This is a genomic window from Verrucomicrobiota bacterium (assembly GCA_039027815.1).
Taxonomy (GTDB): domain Bacteria; phylum Verrucomicrobiota; class Verrucomicrobiia; order Verrucomicrobiales; family JBCCJK01; genus JBCCJK01.
Map to the genome: position 1 here is coordinate 15,768 of JBCCJK010000033.1, position 17,822 is coordinate 33,589.

General features: G+C 59.8%; 16 protein-coding genes. 4 read left to right on the forward strand and 12 right to left on the reverse strand.

Going from position 1 to position 17,822, the window contains the following annotated elements:
* Positions 1-31: 31 nt before the first annotated feature.
* From AAF555_09445 to AAF555_09460, 4 genes are all read right to left on the reverse strand, one after another.
* Positions 32-1,090 (reverse strand): type II secretion system protein, encoded by a 1,059-nt coding sequence (locus tag AAF555_09445; protein ID MEM6911791.1) that lies wholly within the window; start codon positions 1,088-1,090, stop codon positions 32-34.
* A gap of 24 nt (positions 1,091-1,114) precedes the next feature.
* On the reverse strand, positions 1,115-1,852 hold the full coding sequence (locus AAF555_09450; protein MEM6911792.1) for a prepilin-type N-terminal cleavage/methylation domain-containing protein: 738 nt from the start codon (positions 1,850-1,852) through the stop codon (positions 1,115-1,117).
* A 15-nt stretch (positions 1,853-1,867) separates the two neighbouring features.
* Positions 1,868-2,473, reverse strand: a complete 606-nt coding sequence (locus AAF555_09455; protein ID MEM6911793.1) for a hypothetical protein — start codon at positions 2,471-2,473, stop codon at positions 1,868-1,870.
* A 95-nt stretch (positions 2,474-2,568) separates the two neighbouring features.
* Positions 2,569-4,146 (reverse strand): FAD-dependent oxidoreductase, encoded by a 1,578-nt coding sequence (locus tag AAF555_09460; GenBank protein ID MEM6911794.1) that lies wholly within the window; start codon positions 4,144-4,146, stop codon positions 2,569-2,571.
* 124 nt (positions 4,147-4,270) lie between these two features.
* On the opposite strand from AAF555_09460, the gene AAF555_09465 reads away from it, so the two are divergent.
* Positions 4,271-6,382: a protein kinase gene (locus tag AAF555_09465; GenBank protein ID MEM6911795.1), complete on the forward strand. Its 2,112-nt coding sequence runs from the start codon at positions 4,271-4,273 to the stop codon at positions 6,380-6,382.
* Here the strand turns inward: AAF555_09465 and AAF555_09470 are convergent.
* The 6 genes from AAF555_09470 to AAF555_09495 form a co-directional block, all read right to left on the reverse strand.
* Positions 6,379-7,419, reverse strand: coding sequence for a polyprenyl synthetase family protein (locus AAF555_09470; protein MEM6911796.1), 1,041 nt, complete (start codon positions 7,417-7,419; stop codon positions 6,379-6,381). The genes AAF555_09465 and AAF555_09470 overlap by 4 nt on opposite strands.
* Positions 7,420-7,463: 44 nt before the next feature.
* Entirely contained in the window at positions 7,464-8,315 is an 852-nt protein-coding gene (locus AAF555_09475; protein ID MEM6911797.1) for an FAD:protein FMN transferase, read from the reverse strand.
* A 2-nt stretch (positions 8,316-8,317) separates the two neighbouring features.
* On the reverse strand, positions 8,318-9,835 hold the full coding sequence (locus AAF555_09480) for a glycosyltransferase family 39 protein (protein ID MEM6911798.1): 1,518 nt from the start codon (positions 9,833-9,835) through the stop codon (positions 8,318-8,320).
* A gap of 228 nt (positions 9,836-10,063) precedes the next feature.
* Entirely contained in the window at positions 10,064-10,789 is a 726-nt protein-coding gene (locus tag AAF555_09485) for a hypothetical protein (GenBank protein ID MEM6911799.1), read from the reverse strand.
* A gap of 28 nt (positions 10,790-10,817) precedes the next feature.
* The gene (locus tag AAF555_09490; protein MEM6911800.1) at positions 10,818-12,254 is read right to left on the reverse strand and encodes a Gfo/Idh/MocA family oxidoreductase; all 1,437 of its coding nucleotides are present in this window, start codon (positions 12,252-12,254) and stop codon (positions 10,818-10,820) included.
* 18 nt (positions 12,255-12,272) lie between these two features.
* Positions 12,273-12,752, reverse strand: coding sequence for a hypothetical protein (locus tag AAF555_09495; protein MEM6911801.1), 480 nt, complete (start codon positions 12,750-12,752; stop codon positions 12,273-12,275).
* Between the two features lie 231 nt (positions 12,753-12,983).
* Between AAF555_09495 and AAF555_09500 the strand changes: the two genes are divergently transcribed.
* On the forward strand, positions 12,984-13,808 hold the full coding sequence (locus AAF555_09500) for a PDZ domain-containing protein (GenBank protein MEM6911802.1): 825 nt from the start codon (positions 12,984-12,986) through the stop codon (positions 13,806-13,808).
* Positions 13,809-13,812: 4 nt separating this feature from the next.
* Here the strand turns inward: AAF555_09500 and AAF555_09505 are convergent, their stop codons facing one another.
* Both AAF555_09505 and AAF555_09510 read right to left on the reverse strand, forming a co-directional pair.
* Positions 13,813-14,643: a hypothetical protein gene (locus tag AAF555_09505; GenBank protein ID MEM6911803.1), complete on the reverse strand. Its 831-nt coding sequence runs from the start codon at positions 14,641-14,643 to the stop codon at positions 13,813-13,815.
* A gap of 21 nt (positions 14,644-14,664) precedes the next feature.
* Positions 14,665-14,997, reverse strand: coding sequence for an iron-sulfur cluster assembly accessory protein (locus tag AAF555_09510; protein ID MEM6911804.1), 333 nt, complete (start codon positions 14,995-14,997; stop codon positions 14,665-14,667).
* Positions 14,998-15,056: 59 nt separating this feature from the next.
* Here AAF555_09510 and mutL point away from each other — a divergent pair, with 59 nt between their 5' ends.
* Together mutL and AAF555_09520 are read left to right on the forward strand one after the other, a co-directional pair.
* Entirely contained in the window at positions 15,057-16,871 is a 1,815-nt protein-coding gene (gene mutL, locus AAF555_09515) for a DNA mismatch repair endonuclease MutL (GenBank protein MEM6911805.1), read from the forward strand.
* 223 nt (positions 16,872-17,094) lie between these two features.
* Positions 17,095-17,658 (forward strand): response regulator, encoded by a 564-nt coding sequence (locus AAF555_09520; GenBank protein ID MEM6911806.1) that lies wholly within the window; start codon positions 17,095-17,097, stop codon positions 17,656-17,658.
* Positions 17,659-17,822: the final 164 nt, after the last annotated feature.

Consider the following 17,822-nt stretch of genomic DNA (forward strand, 5'->3'; position numbering starts at 1 on the left):
TGGGGGCGATTCTTCGCTCGAATCCGAGGTCCTAGCGATTGATGACGTAGGTGCGCTGGTAGAACCGGATGTTGTTGGCGATGATTTCTCCGGCCGGGGTGATGGTGCTGAGTTGCTCGTAGAGGCTGGGAAAGCGGGAGTCTTGTTCCAACGAGTTTTTCAGGTCCCACGCTTCCAGGGGAGTTTCGTCTCGCTGGGGAAAATTTTGCCCGAGCGCGTAGGCGATTCGCTCGATCATGGGGTTGGCTCCCCCAGCCTCCAAGTCGCGCAGGAGGGAGATGGTGTCCTCGTCCAAGACGGCGATTCCCACGATGATGGCGCTGATTTCCGGAAGATCGAGGGCGACCTGATTGCTGCGTAGATTCTCGCCGAAGATGTCGAGTTCTTCTTCATCGGTCAGCTTGGGGAAATTGACGTTTCCACGAGAGCCGTTCTCAAAGGGCAGGATCTCACCGGTTTCTTTGATTTGCACGCAGACGGCCAGACTGACGACGCCCGGGGCCATGAGATTGTCGAGACCGGCATGGGTCCGGCTACTGAGAGAGGTTTGCTCAGGGCGTTGGGAGGCATTCAGCAAGACGAGAGCGGGATCACCCTGGGGGTTGTTTCCCCCGACGTCCCAAGTGCTGCCGCCAAAGGCGCGCCGCAGGCCGAGTGAAGGGACTTCAGAGCGACCCTCCGTGCCTTCGCGGATGCCGTAATTGGCCCACATGAGCCGAAAGTCGCTGAAAGCTCGGGAAGAGGAAGCGATGGGTCGGGCGTTGATCAAGAAGGTGAGGCTGTGATTGAAAACGCCTCCCAGTTGGCCTTTCGACATGGTTTGCAAGCTGCTGCGGATGGGCTCGCTGGTGAGGATGACCGGAGCCCAGTCGGTTTGGATCATGGAGGAGAAGTCGGTGTCGATCCGCAGGAGAGCATCGCGGGCGCTTTCGGCCGTGTTGAGGCGGGCCATGGAGGCTTGCACGGTGCGCTGGGACTGGGCGGCGATCTGACCGATGATGGCGATCATGAGGGCGAGCACCGCCATGGCTGTCAGCATCTCCAAGAGGGTGAAGCCGCGCAGGGCGGGACGGGAAGGCAGGGGGTTCATGAGGGGGGGAGAAGGCGGCGGGGTTCAGGGCAGGTAGACTTCGACGTTTCCTTGGTCGGCCCGGATATCGATGACCGCGTCTTGCATCGTTTCCTTAGCTGGATCGATCCCGGCTTGGGTGCGCTGGAGGTAGAGTTGCAAGTAGAGGTTCGAGGGCAGGGTCTCGCCTTGGAAGCCACCGGTGACGGCGGCTTGGATATCGGGATAGAGCGAGAGTTCGCCCGAGGGGGTGAAGACGAGGAGGTAGTTGTAGTGCTCGCCATTGGCCTTCGGCAAAGCCGTTTCGGGCCAGCCACGATAGAAGAGGCTGAATTCATTTCCTTCTGCGGCGATGCCCTGGACGGTCTCTTGGGTGATGGGTTCGAGCTCGCTGAGCGAGGTCACCAACCGGTAATCGTCCACCGTGGTGGTGATTCCCAGACTGCCGACATTGCTGTGGGCCGCGCCGCTCTGGCCGGTGGTGTAGGCGGTTCCATCCTTGGAGAAGAAGCTGGTGGCGCGGATTTGGTCCGAGTTGGCATCCGTCTTGAAGTTGTCGATCCCGACCCAGACGTAGGTGTTGCGCCCGATGGCCTCCGTCCGGCAAGTGGAGAGAAAGTCTCCAAAGCGCTCGACTTGGCGCTCTGCTTCGGCCGAGCCGCTGAGCGCCCTGAGCGCGGGGCCCGACATGGAGATGAGGATGCCGATGATGACCATGACCGCAAGAATTTCGGCCAGGGTGAAACCGCGTTGCCGCGAACGAGAGGGGGTGGGGGCTTGCATGGAGAGAGAGGGGGCTTAGGGGACGCTCACGTAGATGAGGCTGGTGACGCTGCCCTCGACGTTTTGCCAGTCATTGGTCGTTTGGTCCCATTTGGCACCGGTGCCGGGCCAGGCCACGGAAATGAGCGCTTGGACGGGCGTGAGTTTGTCCTCGGGGAGATTGGCACTTCCGAAGGAGCTCAGTTCGATGCGAAGCGCTTGGCTGTAGAAGCTGCCATCGGTCGGGTTGACGGCCACTTCGTTTTGGGAGCCTGGCAGGGGGGTGTCCACCCGGCTGTCTTCTTTGACCGGGAAGGTCAATTGGAGAGCGGAACTGCCGAGGGTGAATTCGTAGTCTCGGTTGTATTGAGAGAGGAAATCACCCAGGACGTACGTTCGATCGTTTCCCGGCTTCAATCGCATCCCTCGGATGGCGGACTCCGCTTCGGTCATGAGACTGACGGCTCGCTGCTCTTGCACGACCGAGTTGGCGGTGCGGGCACCCACGGGGAGCATGCCGACGACGGCCAGGAGGCCGGCCGTCACGAGGCCGAGTGCTACGATGACCTCAGCGAGCGAGAAGCCGGCCCGACGGCGATGGAGAAAGGTTGAAAACCCTTCGAGGGGAGGGGTAGAACGCATGGGGGGATGGGGTTTTGGTAACTTCTCTTGTAATACATTGCCCATACATTGTCAATCCAGGAATTGTCGAGAGCTGGCTGAGGGGGCGCAAGCTTTCAGGCCAAGACAGCCGCTCGACTGGCGTCGGCACAGCGAATGCCATCGAGCGCGGCCGAGACGATCCCGCCCGCATAGCCCGCTCCCTCGCCGCAGGGAAAGAGACCAGGCAGGTCGGGATGTTGCAGGGTAGTCTTTTCTCGCGGGATGCGGACTGGGGAGCTGGTGCGGGTCTCGAAGCCGAGTAGGACCGCTTCCTGACAGAGGTAGCCTTCTAGCGAACGGCTGAATTTGCGAAGGCCCGTTTCCAAGCGCCAGGCGATGTCATGGGGGAGAATCTGATGGAGGGGAGCGGCTTGGATTCCGGCCTTGTAGCTGCTTTTCGGCAAGGAGCTGGACTCTTTTCGGGCGAGGAAATCGATCAAGCGCTGGGCCGGGGCCTGCTGGCGACCTCCCCCGACGGTGGCGGCCAGGGTTTCCAGGTCGCGTTGGTATTCGATTCCCGCGAGCGGACCGTGCGCAGCATAGGCGGAGAGGTCTTCGGGCGTCACGTTGACGACCATCCCGGAGTTCGCGAAGGGCGAGGAGCGCTTGGAGAGGCTCATGCCATTGACGACGACCTCGTCATTTTCCGTGGCCGCGGGCACGATGAAGCCTCCCGGGCACATGCAGAAGGAGAAAACGCCGCGATTCTTCAGGGTGGTCGAGAGGCTGTAGCGAGCCGCTGGCAAAGAGCGCGGTCGCTCCCCATCGGCGGGCAAGTGATACTGAATGCGGTCGATGAGCGGCTGGGGGTGCTCGATGCGGACCCCGACCGCGAAGACTTTGGGTTCGAGGGTTAGGTTCTCCCGGTGGAGCAAACGGAAAACATCTCGGGCGGAGTGACCAGTCGCCAAAATGGTGGCGTCTGCCAGAAATTCTCGTCCACCGGCCGAGACCACCCCACGAAGGCGCGCGGGGTTGGCTGAACGAAGTAGCCCCACGACCTTGGTTCCGAAGTGCACTTCCCCGCCCGCCTTGAGAATGCTCTCCCGAAGCGCTCTCACCATATTGGGCAAGAGGTTGGAACCGACGTGAGGATGCGCTTCGGTCAAGATGCGCTCGGGGGCTCCGTGGGCGACCAAGGTGCGGTAGACGTCCATGACATTGCCTCGTTTGGTGGCGCGGGTGTAGAGCTTGCCGTCGGAGTAGGCCCCGGCGCCGCCTTCGCCGAAGCAGTAATTGCTGTCCTCGATGACGCGCCCTTGGCGCATGAGGGGGGCGAGGTCGAAGCGGCGGGCGATGACGTCCTTGCCCCGCTCGAGCAGGATGGGCTGGACCCCGGACTCGATCAGCCGGAGGGCGGCGAAGAGGCCGGCTGGCCCCGCGCCCACGATGAGCACCCGCTTCGGGCTCTCGGAGACATCGGGGTAGGAGCACTCCAAGGTTGGAGGTGGCGAGGGTGTTTCATCGATCCAGACCTCGACCCGAAGCTGAAAGCGCACCGGCGCCTTGCGAGCATCGATGGATTGCTTCCGAAGCCGGATCTCTTTCAGCCGTGACGGCGAGAGGCCGAGTTTTCGAGCACACTTTTGTTTCCAAACCGCGGACTGCTCGGCCTCTTCCGGCTTGGTGACAATGTCGAGGGTTTGGTGCATGGTTTTAGAGAGAGAGAAGTAGGGTCGCTCCCGCTTCTCAGCAATGGCTGGTTTGGCAGAGGAAAATGCGGCGAATTGCGATTTGCCTGCAACGGGAGCTTGATTGACCCTCTGCCTTCCCCCGATGAACGACCGCTATGAAATCCGATCCACGTTGGGCCAGGGAGGCCTGGGAGAGGTCTTTCTCGCGTTCGATAAGACGCTCAATCGAGAGGTGGCCGTCAAACGTCTCCGGCAGTCGGGTGAGACCCCTCTCTCCGACAAGGCCCGCGAGGATTTGGTGAAGGAAGCGGGAGCGCTCTCCAATTTCCAACACCCCAACATCGTCACGATCTACGATGTGGGAGAGGACGAGGAGGGGGCCTACGTGGTGATGGAGCGCTTGAAGGGTGATACCTTTGACGAGGTGGTGCAAAAGGGAGTTCTGACTCTCGAGGACTTCGGCGAGGTCGTCTCCCAGATCCTGGAGGCCATGGTGGCGGCCCATGAGAGCGAGATCATCCACCTCGATATCAAGCCGGCCAATGTCATGGTGGTGTGGCTGCCCAGCGGAAAATTCCAGGTCAAGATCCTCGACTTCGGCTTGGCCACCATCGCGAAGGCCCAAGAAGTCACTTTCCAAAGCGAAGACGAGGGAGGGGGCATCCTGGGGTCGATCCACTTCATGGCTCCGGAGCAGTTCGAGCGCAATCCCGTCAACGCGCGGACCGATTTGTATTCTCTGGGCTGCCTATTTTACTACGGCCTGACGGCGCGCAATCCCTTCCAAGGCCAGACCGGGGAAGAGGTCATGCACGCGCACCTCAACCACACCTTCACGCCTCTTCCCGATCTGCGACCCGACTTGCCGGAGTGGGCTTGCAATTGGGTCATGTGGTTGATGAATCGGAGGCCTGAGGAACGGCCGGAAAGCGCCAAGGTGGCCCTCCGCTCCTACCGCCACATCGCAAAAGGACAAGCGGCGGGCGAGACGACCCGCATGGTCCTGCAACCGAGTCCCAAGTTGAATGTGCCCCCGGTGCCACCTGGGGCCACCACCATGAGCTTGACCGGGAGGCAAGAGTTGAAAGCGCCCGAGCCTTCCCTACAGACGGCGGGCTCGAAATCGAAGGCCCCCAACAAGGCACTCGGCAAAAAAGTGGCCGCCCAATCAGCCGCCTCTTCCTATCAAAAGCCGCTTCCCCCGCCAGCCAAGCCCCTTTGGGCCAAGCTTTCGACCTGGCTGATCGCCTCGGCCGTCCTGCTGCCGATCTGCCTGTGGCTGGTTTTTTCTCTCGTGTCGAAAAATCGGGAAAATGAGCGGACTCAACGATTCAATACTTTGGTGAACGCGCTGGAACCAGTCGGTACGGCTGAGGACGTGGCCTTGCTGCTGGGCTACGCGAACGATGCCGACGTCAACACGCAGAATGCCTCCCTGAACGCCCTCATGCTGATCTCGGCGCCGGAGGCGGATGAGTTGATTTTGGAAGCCTATCGTGAGGCGGAGGCTCCTCTTCAGCGAAAGCTCACGGTGGTCTTGGTGAGGCGGGACATCGCGGAAGCCATCCCGGAATTGGTGAAAGTGGCCCAGGGAAGCTCTTCTGAAAGTGCGGAGGTGGCCCTCGAAGGCTTGACCCAGTTTGGCGTCGGGCAGTTTGCCCGGGAGATTCTGGACATTCTCTCGACGGCCGAGAGCGTCGAGGTGCGGCAGGCGGCCGAGCTGGCTCTCCACGAGGAATTTGCCAAGGGGGTCGATGCGGCTCGCTGGGGGCCAGAGCTTATGCGACTGGCCAAGTCGAACGGCGAGGCGGACTTGCAGGCCAGCGCCTTTCGTCTTTTGGGAACCTTAGGGCATGGGCCTTTTCTGAAACTGGCCACCAAGACGTTCTCGGGAAAGGATCCCGCTGCCATCCAGGCTGCCTTGGTGGGGCTGGGCAACTGGCCGCGCGCCGCGCAATTGGACCGGCTCTTGGCACTGGCGGAGGAGGAGGTCTTGAGCGCGACCCAAAAGGAGTTTGCTTATCACCAGGCGCTGGAGGCTCTCCGGGATTTCGAGGGCAATCAAGGCAACACCAAAAAGCGATGGGAGCGGGCCCAAAAGGTGGCCCAAAGTCCGACCCGCAAGCTCTCTTTCATCACCGCCCTAGCCGGGAGTCACCGGAAGAACTGGGCCATTCGCCTGATTCAGCCCTATCTGAAGGATCCTCAACTGGAGGCGACCGTGCGGGCTGCCATCGAGCACATGTCCGGCTAGATTTCGCAGCGCTCCAGCAAGCTTTCCAGGAAGCTGGTCAGGGAGAGGAGGGCCGCTTTGTAATCTGTCTCGTCCAAACCGATGAGCTGCCCACGCGCTTCCTCCAAAATCGAGAAAGCCGTTTCGACGGCCGCGCCGATGGCGCCTTCGTAGTCCGCGATGTTGGCCAAGACGGAGGGATCGATTGGCTCCTTCTCGATGAGGAGGCGATTGAGCTTGGCCCGTTGCGTCGGGGTGGCGGTTCCCAAAAGATTGAGGATAGGCAGGGTCAATTTGCCCTTTTCCAAATCGGTCCCGAGGGTCTTGCCAATGTGCCCTTCGTCCCCGACCAGGTCGACGATGTCGTCATAGATTTGGTAGGCGGTTCCCAGCTTGAGCCCGAACTGACGGAGGTTCTCCTGCTGTGACTGGGAGCCTCCATTCAGAAAGGAAGCCAGCTCAGACCCCACGGCGAACAAGGCGCCGGTCTTCATTTCGATCAGTCGAAAATACTCGGCTTTGTCGAGGGTGAGATCGAAGCGGCGCTGGGTCTGCATGACTTCCCCACTGCAAACTTCTCGGGCGGCCTGGCCGATGCGACGGCAGATGTGGATGCTGTCGAACTCGGTGGCTTCGGTCAGCGCGTGGGAGAAGAGGGCGTCGCCCAAGAGCACGCTCATGGAGTTCCCCCAACGAGCATTGGCGGTGGCTTGGTTTCGGCGGCTTTCCGCTCCATCGATGATGTCATCGTGCACCAAGGTGGCGATGTGGATGAGTTCGAGGATGGTTCCGAGGCGGACATGCCCCTCCGTCCATCCGCCGGTGGCCCCTCCGGTCAAAAGCACGAGCGCCGGCCGGAGACGCTTGCCGGCCGAGGCGACGATGTAGTCCAGGTAGCCCTCGATTTTGGGATCAAAAGCGCTGGCCTGCTTCGCGACCGAACGATTGACGAGGTCAAGAGGCTCGCGAATGAGATTTTTCGGGAACGGCGCTTTGGTGGGACGAGAGACGCGCATGGGGTCGAGACCGAGGAAACTAGAAGTGAGAGCGGCTTTCACAAGCCCAATTCTAGATACGAGGGAGCCAGTGGTTGGAAACAGGCTTATTCGGTTCCGGGCCGGAGAATTTGCAGGTCAGCGTGCCTTTTTTCGAGAGCGTCCAACTCCGGTGGGCTCAGGAGCATGCAGGCCGTCGAGAGAGCGTCCGCCAAACTGGCATTGGGAGCCAGCACCCAAATGTTGCGAGCGTCGGCCCGGATGGGCTGGCCGGAACGAGGGTCCAAAATGTGGGCCCCTTTAACCTCGGTGCCCGAGCAGCCGAGGGCGTTGCCGTCCAGTCGGATTTCGTGAGGCCCGGCGTCGATGGGCCAGCCTGCCTGGTTCTCGTAAGGCCCGAAGGCCAGGACGGTGCTGCTCCCAGCGTTCAAAAGCGCGCTCGAGAGGCCCCACTCCTGGCGCAGGGAAATCGCGACCTGGTCGAGAGCGTAGCCCTTGCCGACTCCGCCTAAATCGAAGCGCATCCCGTCGGTGGAGGGGGTGACGGTCAGGCGGGACTCATCAAAGACCAGTTTGTCCAGGCCGCAGCGGGCCAGAACCGCTGCCACCTCGCTCTTCTTCGGTCGGCCGCTCTCTTCCCGCCAGAGCGCGAAGAGCGGACCCACGCTGACATCGAAAGCGCCGGCCGTCGCTTCGAAGACATCCCGCGCCAGGCCGAGGCAATCCCAGGCGGCCAAGCCGAGGGAAATCGGCTCCCCGGCGGCCGCTTGGTTCAATCGCCAAATATCCGAACCTGGGCGGAAGCGCGACAACTCACCCTCTAACTCATCCAGCTCCTCAAATGCCGCGCGGGAGGCAGATTCCGCCAACTCCCGGTCCTCGCAGCCCAAAAGAAGCTCGAACTCCGTGTTCATGGCACGATGCTCGAAGCGGTGGAGAGGGAGGGAGGGGGCAGTCATGGCTAGCGGTAGCTTTCCCAGACCTCGCGACGGACCATGACCTGTTGGAAAACATTGGGACGAAGACCGTAAAAATCGTCCGCTCGGAAGTCCTCACCGAGTTGCTCCTTCATCTGAGCGATCTCGTTGGCCGGAAAGACCACCGCCACCAGGTTCTCGTTCTCCCAGACGTCTGGGGGAACTTGCTCAGAGGCGGTGTAGTAAGCCACCCGCTCCCTTTCGCGTCGAAGATACCAGTCGAGTGGCCAGGAGTACCCTTCCTCAATCACCAGCAAAAGACCCGCTGGTTCCTGTTCCAGGATCCCTCGCAGCCGATCGACCATTCGAAGGTGATTGGGCAAGGTGTGGGAGTAGACCCAGCGGTTCCGCGGGTCGGAATGAAACTGGGAGCGGAAATTCTCCCAGCGGATCATTTGGATCTGCCAAACGAGCCCGCAGGCCAAAGCCGCCGCCATCGCCAGCGCCGCCCCGCGTCTCCGCGCGCTCCAGGTCTTTCCCAAAAGGGCGGCCAAGGAGATCGCCGCGCACAAGTTCCAAACCGCGACCACTCCCAGCACGGACCAAATCGTTTTGTAGGGAGTGAGGCTGAAAAAGAGCAGGGTCAGCAAAGAGGAGGTCGCCAGGTAGCGGGCAAAAGCAGGCTTGGGAAGCAGGCCCGGAAGAAAGACCAAGAGCGTGCCCAAAAAGGGCAGCCCTTCGCTGAAGACGAGGCGTCCGGGCACTCGCTCCCAGAGCAATTCCTCGAGGTAGAAAAAGAAGGGCTTGTCGTGACCCTCGCCTTCCGCCCGAACCAAGTAGTGGGCATAGGTCTGAAAACTGGCCAAGGGCCCTCCGGCATGGCTGAAGAAGGAGCTGAAGAGAAGGATGTTTCCGAAGAGGTAGGCTCCGAGGAGGGTGGCCAGGATTTTGGGTTGGAGAGTGGCCTGGACACGGGTGCGATCGCCGCAGAGAAAAAGAGCGAGGAAGGCGGCCAAGGCCGGGAAGACGAAGGTTTCCTTGGTGGCATGGGCGCAGGCGATCGCGAGACCCAGGAGAGCCGCATTCCGATAGTCAGGCCGATTCCAAAATCGCCAGGCCAGGACGGTGGCCACGATCGTGAAAACGACAAAGAGCGATTCGTGGATGAGGTAGCGATGGTAGTAGAACAACATCGGACTACCCGCCCAGAGCGCCACGCTCAGGAGGGTGGCACCGGGTCCCAGCTCTTTTCGCAAGGCAAGTGGCAAGAGGAGAAGGAACAGGCCGGCCAACACGGCCACGCCTCGAAGATCTGCTTCGGTCAGATCAGCGCTTCCTTCCTTCCCCAGGAGACGGACCCACGCCAGAGTCAGGTAGTGATTGGTCGGGCCGTGATACTCGGTGGAATCAAATTGGTAGATACCCTCATCGATCAATTCCTCGAAGATCACTCCCTGAACCCCTTCATCCGTATGAAAGACCCGCTCGCCCAGTGCCTGGAAGCGAGCCCAGGTCCCCAGGGCCACCAGGGCCAAGAGCAGGGAGAGAGAAAGGAATTTCATGGTGCGAGAAGGCGGCCTCTAGCTTCGGGCGGGAGGCTGCTTTCGGCAAGTTGACACCGGGGGAGGATTGCCAGGCGCAGAGACCTCCTCCTCTTGCCTTGTGAGACCGGCCCTCGGGGAGAATCTCGGAGAAGGGAAGGGTCTGGGGCAGCGGGGGGAGAGGTTCCAAAAAAACGGCCACGCGGCATTCGCCGGTGGCCGTTTGGAAAGAGGAACTTTGGAGGCTTCTTATTTTCCGTAAACCTCTACTTCGACGTAGTGGTTGAGGTCATCTGAAGTGCTCCCGTTGCTGTAGAGACGGACATACTGGGCATTGATGGCCTCGCCATTCGGGGAGGTGCTGATTCGCTTGCCCCAGTTCGTCTCGAAGTAGGTCATGTCGGAGCCCTCGCCAAAGCCGGCCGAGTCATCATGATCGTTGTTGAAGACAATCACTTCGTCTCCACTTGAGAAGCCCGGGTCATTCGAGAGAATAATGACGACGTCCTTGTAAGCGCGAGGCTGTTGGAAGTAGTGCCAGACGGCGATGGCATACAGATCCATGGGCTCTCCCAGATCAATTTGAACCCATTGCAAACCGAGCGAGGACAGCTCTATGAAATACCCATCGCTGGTTTGTTTTTCGCCATCGACCAGTTGATCCCACGATCCCATGATGGGGTCGAACTCATCGCTACTTGTGACCGTCTTGCCAAGAGCGACGTTCTTCACTCCGTCTGGCACGTAGACGTCGGCTGGTTTTCCGTGAGACGATTTGTCGAGATTGGGAAGCTCGACTTCCTCGGGAGTGCCGATGTCGACCGCTTGCGGAACATCGATCTCGAGCGCGTTCCAACCAGATGGAACGGCACCCTCCGAGGCACCGCCCGCCTCGGGAGCTTCCTCGCCTCCGCCACCGCAAGCGGCGAAGAGCAGGGGAAGAACAGTGAGGGAAAGAAGGGGAAGAATTTTCATGTAGGTTCGGTTTTTTGGGATAAAAAAGTCAGACGGCGAAGTCAGCGTCTGAGAAGTTTCGCTTCGATCCAGACTCCATGGATTCATAGGCGGAGAGAACCGCCACACAGGTGCGGTAACCCTCTTCGCCTGGGCAGTTGAGAAGAGACTTGTCGTCCGCCTTGACGGCTTCCACGAAGTTCATGACGTGGGGGGTGTGGGGCAAAAGATCGAGTGAGGTGCCCAACTCGTAGGCCTCCAGGGCGGCAGAGGCCCGGGAGTCCACGATTCCATTTCCACTGACCTTCCAAGGGGTGGGTGGTTCCCCCCAGGGTTTCGCCTGCTGCCACTTGTAGCGAGCTTCGGAGTCAGCGGAGGCATCAGCCACGTTGACGAGTTTGCCGGAATCCACAAAGCGATCCCACTTGGGGGCGGTTGACTCGCGGTAAGCTTGGTTTTGGGAGGGGTTTTCCGAGATGGTGACCGTGCCTTCGTCTCCCATGAACCGTTCGAAGAATCCGAGGGAGCTGGAGGTGGTCAAGACCTGGTAGTAGGCGCGGGAGATTCCCTCAGGCGTCTCGAAGTCGTAGATGGCCATGACGTTGTCCGGCAGTTCATACTCGTCCCAATAATTGACGCCCCCTGCGGCCAAGACGGATTTTGGCTTGGCATTCAGGAACCAGCCGAAGAGATCGATCTGGTGAGCCCCCAGGTCGGAGATGACCCCGCCCCCATATCTTTTGAACATGCGCCAATTGAGAAATTCGCGCATGTCCCCATAGCCATACTTTTTGAGGGTGCTGCTATCCAAGTTGAGGCTCTTGGCGACGGTGATGGGCTTGCTGGATTGCACTCCTCGGTTCCACTGGGCCGTGGCGTGGGTGATGCGGCCCAGGAGCGATTCCTGGTGCAGGAGATCGCTCACGAGGTTGCGATAACGGGGGTTGCTGCGTCGCTGGTGACCGATTTGGAGGAGTTTCCCCGTTTGGTTAGCCGTCACTACCATGGAGCGTGCGTCCTCAATGGTGTTCGACATCATCTTCTCACAGTAGACGTGCAAACCGGCTTGGAGGGCAGCGTTGGTGTGGGTGTGGTGACAGAAGTCCGGGCTGGCCACGAACACGGCGTCCAGTTTGCCCGCTTCTTTTTCCAGGAGGTCTTCGAAGTCGACGTATTCAACGGCATCGTGGCCTTTTTGTCTGGCCTTGTTGGCCAGGCGACGGCGCTTGCTGTCCCAAATGTCGCAGACAGCGCGGAAGTGGACCTGGAGGTTGGAAGTCAGTGGGATCCCTTCGACGCTTTTGTAAAGCTTGTCCCCTTGGCTACCGCAGCCGACGAGGGCGACTTGCAGCTGTTCATTGCGCTTGGTCTGCGCGTGGGCCTGGCGACCACTCAAAAGCAAGGCACCACCGGTGATGGCGGAATTCCTCAAGAAAGAGCGGCGATTGAGGCCCGAAGGATCAGTGGGTGGTTCTTTTTCTTTCATGGCTGTCTTGGCGTTACGTTAGAGATCGCCTCGGAAGACGGAGAAGCGATTGTATTTTACCAGTGCCAGGGCCCCGGCACTCATGGCGATGTAAAGAGTCAGGTTGGTGATGGCTTGGTCATCCGGCAGGAGCAGGAGGCCAAAGGCGAGAGAGAAGTAGATGACGCCGCCCAGTGCGAGAGCGATGCGGGGGAAGGCACCGACCAAGACCGCCAGGCCGGCGATCATAAAGGCGTAGGGCAAGAGGCTGGCATAGATGTTCACCATCCAAGCGGGGAGGCCGGAGAAATCGATCATGGTGTCGGCCACCCCTTTCATGGTCGCCTCTTTTTGCGAAAAGGAATAAAAGTAGCTGTTCCCCTCGTCATCCTCCTGGGGGTAGCGGGATTTCCATTTCGTGATTCCTGAGAGAAAAAGATGGAAACCGAGAAACATTCTCAGGAGCAAGAAAGACAAAATAGGACCGAGAGCGGAGTCGTTGGAGTCGAGTGTTTTCATATGGGTTGAGGCAAATTCTGCTGAGGCGGCCAAAGAAGCGAGCCGAAGCCCGTTTTCAAGAGAATGTCAGCCGAGGGTAGGACAAATTACGGTAATTTAAGGTGGAATCTTGCGACGAGAAGCAAACCAGTGAAAAATGCGGTGCGGTTTCTTCCGAAACTTGGCGAATTTCCTGAACGGGGAGAAGAAGAGGCGCTCGCTTGTGCCTTCGTGAGGAGCTGTCGAAACGTGATGAAGCGAGAGAGAGTGGGAAAATTGGTAGGCTTTTTGGGGATGCTGCTCCTGGGCGGGGTGGAGCGGCTCCCAGCCGAAGAGAGGGCGGGGGACGGCTCGCTCGAAGAACTCATCGAGGTCCTCCGCTCGGAGAATTTCTCAGATCGGAAGGAAGCAATCAAGCTGCTCGGAGCGCAGCTGACGGAGGAAGGAGAAGCGGTGGCGGATCGCCTCCTCGATGCCTATGTTCGTTTTGATGATCCGGAGCTTCACTTCCAGATCCGCAATCTGCTTTTCCGGTGGCGCATTCATGAAGAGGGCGCCGGGATTCGACCGGGATTTGTCGGCATTTCCATGATGCGATCGATCGTCCGCCTGCCCGCTGGGGAGCGGCTGGGAGCCATCATTGTGGCCCAGGTGCTCCCGGAGACCGGCGCGGCACGGGCTGGTTTGAAAGTGGGGGATGTCATTCTCTCCATCAATGGGCAGACCTTCCCGCCTCAGGACCCCGGGACGTTTTTCCTGGAAGAGATTGGGGGTCGCCTGGTGGAGACTTCCGTGAAGTTGGACCTGGTGTCGCCCCAGGGGGTGCTGGATCTCGGCCTTCTCGACCAAGCCGAGCCGCAGGAGCTCAATCGGCTCCTTTTGGCGGTCATCGACTCCGTTTCCCGGGTGCCGCGAGAGGAATGGCGAACTGTCGAAATCACCCTAGGCGAACGCCCGCAAGACAACCCGATGCCGCCCGATCTCCTGAGTCGCTCTCGGATGCCTCTCCTGAAACAAGCCCAGGAACTCTTCCAAGAGTGGTTCCAAGCGGAGCTGGCTGAACGACGGAAAGAATGAGCCGTCAGCGAATTCTGGCTGCGATTTCGTGAGCCAGGTTGCCGGCTGGATTGTAAGGTGCCAGGGCCTCGCCCAAAGGCCAGTCCGACCGCGGGTTGACAGCACGGGGGGGGGACAAGGCCAGCCGTGGTCCTTTTTTGAATTGCTGCTGGCGATAACTGAGGGGCACCACGCTCAGGCGAATGGTTTTTTCATCCTCTCTGGCCACATGCAGGAGGGCGGCAAAGTCGGTTCCCGCGGAGAGGGTGAGGGTCTCCCCTTGCAAGTCCTTCTGGGAGAATTCGGAGAGGGCTTTTTTGGTGGGAAGCAAAATTTCGGCGGCCAAGAAGGGGTAGTCCTTGGAACGAGCTTCGACCAAGAGTCCCTTCTGGAAAAAATCGGCTTCTCCCAGAACCCGGGCCGATTCGATCCGGAACGAGCCCTCGAGGTAGGACAGGCTGTGGGCGTCTTCGTAATTGCGGATGTAATCCCGCTTCAGGCGCGCGTTGAGCGCTTCTAGTTGGGTTTGATTGTAGCCGCGAAATTTCCCGTAGAGATGGCGGGAGGCCCGGCCTTGGCCTTCGGGATAGCTCATGCGACTGAAAACCTGCGGAGGGGAGAGCCTTTCGAAGCTTTGCAGGATCTGATAGTTCTGCGGCTTTTCGGGGTAGCCGAAGATGTAGAGACAGGCTAGCCAAGAGCCAGTCGCTCCCGCTAGCAGAAGGGTGGTGCCAACGACCCACCAGAGAAGCCCATTTTGCCGTGATTTCTGGGCTCGGCCCCGGGGGCTGAGTCCAGATCCGCCGGTCGTCAGGAAGCAGTCAGAGGGATGATGAAAAATCCGTTCGCGCTTCATGAGAGACCGTCGGGAGAAAGCTTAGCGGGAGGTGGGTTCGAAGGAAGTCCCGCAGCCACAGCTTCGAGCGGCGTTCGGGTTGACGATTTTGAACCCCGCGTCCGTGAGGTCATCGCTGAAATCGACGGTGCAGCCCTTCAAGAAAGTGAGGCTTTCCTGATCGACGAAAACCCGGGCCCCCTCGTCGTTGAGCACCCAGTCGGCCTCAGCTTGCTGATCGACTTTCATGACATACTGCCAACCAGCGCATCCGCCCTTGTCGACCCGCAGACGCAAGCCTTGCCCATCGTCTTCCGACCGCGCTTGCAGAAGCGCTTGCAGTTCACTTTTGGCGGCCGGCGTGAGGTTCAACATGAAGGATGGGAGCCAGGGATCCTGGTCTGTCCTTTTTAATATAGCGAGATTCGTGACAAATGACATCTCTCGAAAGCAAAATTCTGATTTTTTACCTGAGAGACAAGCTTCTCTACGGTTTATTTGCTTTGATGGGCCGGATTGCCGTTCTTACCGATCAAGTTGCCAGTCAGGTCGCGGCCGGGGAGGTGGTGGAGCGGCCGGCTTCCGTGGTGAAGGAATTGGTGGAGAACGCGCTCGATGCTGGAGCCAGCCAAATCGAGGTCCTCATCCAGCGGGGTGGCCTTTCGCAGCTGCGGGTGATTGACAATGGGCAGGGGATGGATCGGCAGGATGCCTTGCTGGCTGTGGAGCGCCATGCCACCAGCAAGATCCGGGACTCGCGGGATCTGGCTGGAGTGACCACCATGGGCTTTCGAGGCGAGGCCTTGGCCAGCATCGCGAGTGTCTCTCAATTCAGTCTCAGCACGCGGGAAGCAAACAGCGAAGCGGGGACGGTGGTCCGGGTCGACGGCGGACGCTTGCGGCAGGTTGAGGAAGTGGGGCTGGCCCCCGGAACCCAGATTGAAGTCCGCCATCTTTTTTTCAATGTCCCGGCTCGCAGGAAGTTTCTCAAGAGTCAGGCGACGGAGGCCGCGCGAGTGGAGCGGGCACTGCGGCTGCTGGCACTGGCGCATCCTGAGGTGGCCTTCCGCTTTCAAAAAGACAGCCAAGAGGTCTTTCGCTGGGCGGCTGGGAACACCTTGCGGGAGCGAGTCTTTGATTTTGTGGGAAAGGATCTCCAAGAATTCCTCCTTCCGCTGGCCCCGACCGAGAGCAAGGGGCTTCAGGTGGAGGGCTGGCTGGGGCAACCCGGGTATGGTCGAGGAGACCGGCGCCTGCAGTGCACCTTTTTGAACGGCCGAGTGGTGGAAAGCGCGCTCCTCCAGCGGGCCATTCGCTCGGCCTACGAGGGGCGTTTGCCTCCGGGCAAGTCGGCCATGGCCTTCCTCTGGTTGCGGCTGGCACCGGAGAGGATCGATGTGAATGTTCACCCCGCTAAAAAGGAGGTCCGCTTTCGGGACGAGCTTCAAGTGGAGCAGGGTGTGCGGGAGGTGCTGGTCCGGGCCTTGCAGCCAAGCGCGGCACCGGCCGCGAAGCTCGCCCAGACGGTCCGAGAGGAGCCAGCGGCATCAGCCTGCGTCCAGGAAACGGCGGTGGAGGGTCGAGTTCGGGAAGAGGCTCCCAGCGAGGCCCGGGAAGAGTGGACCTTTTCGCCTCGCGAGAGGGCCTGGGAGCTGCCTTTGGAGATCGCGGAGGAACAGGCGTTTCAATGCCTGGCCGTGCTGGGAGGGGAGTATGGCCTTTTGGAGTCTACCGAGGGCCTGGTCCTGCTGAGGCCAAGGGCGGCCAAGGAGCGCATTTTCTATGAAAGAGCGCTCGAGGAGATCAATTCGGGAGAAGTCGCCCGCCAAGCTCTTTTGGTTCCCGTAACCCTGCAACCCGCGCCGTCCGATCTCGAGAAGCTGCTGGAGCATCGAGAGCTTTTGAGCGCCATGGGTTTCGCGCTCGAGTTTTTTGGCTCAGGGACGCTCAAGTTGGACGAAGTGCCGGCCTACCTCGAAGAGCTGGGTCCGGCCGAAACCGTCCTGGAGATGGCGGGCGTTTTGAAAAAAGGCTTGGGTCGAGGGGGAGAGCGACGGCAAGAGCGACTCCTCAAGGCCATCAGCCAGAACCTCTCTCAGGAAAAGGCCGCCTGGACCACCAAGCGCCTGGAAGAGCTGGTCGCGCAACTCCTTCGATGCGACATGCCCTACTGCTGCCCACGCGGTCGCCCCACCCTCATCCAGTTCTCCTGGCAGGATTTGAAGAAACGCTTTCAGCTAGATGCTTAAGATTTCTTAATTGTTATAGCAAACCTGAGAAAAACACACGGATTTCCCTCGATTCTGAAAATTATCCTTGGAATACTGTCAAAAACTGTATTAAATGTGTTGGAGATAAGAATTACCAAAAGCCCCAAAAAGGTCATTTTTATGGAAAATATAAAACCTGGTTTCCTTCCTGACCTTTTTTGACTCTCTGAACACCCGCAGCCACCTCAGCCGACAGTTTACTATGAGCGAAGAAGAACAGCCCGAATTGATGACGGTGAAGGAAACCTCGCAATACCTGCGAATTCCTCTGCCGACGGTTTACTACTTGGTCCAGCGCGGACAATTGCCCGCGGTGCAAATTGGTGGTCGCTGGCGGATCAAGCGCAGCCTGCTCGACCGGGATGTCCTTCGGAATGAGGAAGATGGCCAGCCCAGTGTCTTGGTGGTGGACGATGACGAGGGCTTGCAAACGCTCTTCAAGCAGTATCTCAAGAAGGCTGGTTTTGCCCGCGTGGTCGTGGGAACCGGAGCCGAGGCCATCGCGCAGGCCGAGAAGCAATCCTTCGATCTGGTGTTCCTGGACCTGAAGCTCCCGGACATCCCAGGGGATGAGCTTTACATCAAAATCAAAGAGATGCACCCAGACGTCCCGATTGTCATCATCACGGGCTACCCTGACAGCGAGATCCTGAGTAAGATTCTGGCTCGGGGTGCCGTCACGGTCATCAAGAAGCCGATTGAGTTTGACCAGTTGAACCGAGCGGTCAAGGCCCTGGGGCACAAGGGCGCCGAGGCGAGCGCTTGATACCAACCTCCAGAATTCACTGTTAGAATGGAGGGGAGGTGTTGTGGGGAAGAGGCGCTGAAGCGCGGGGAAGGAAGAGCCGGTGTCTTTCGAGCCAGCCCAGCGTTGCTCCTCGGTTACGGTGCCTGCACCGCGCCCTCGTCGCGCCTTGGTCTGGCCCGAAA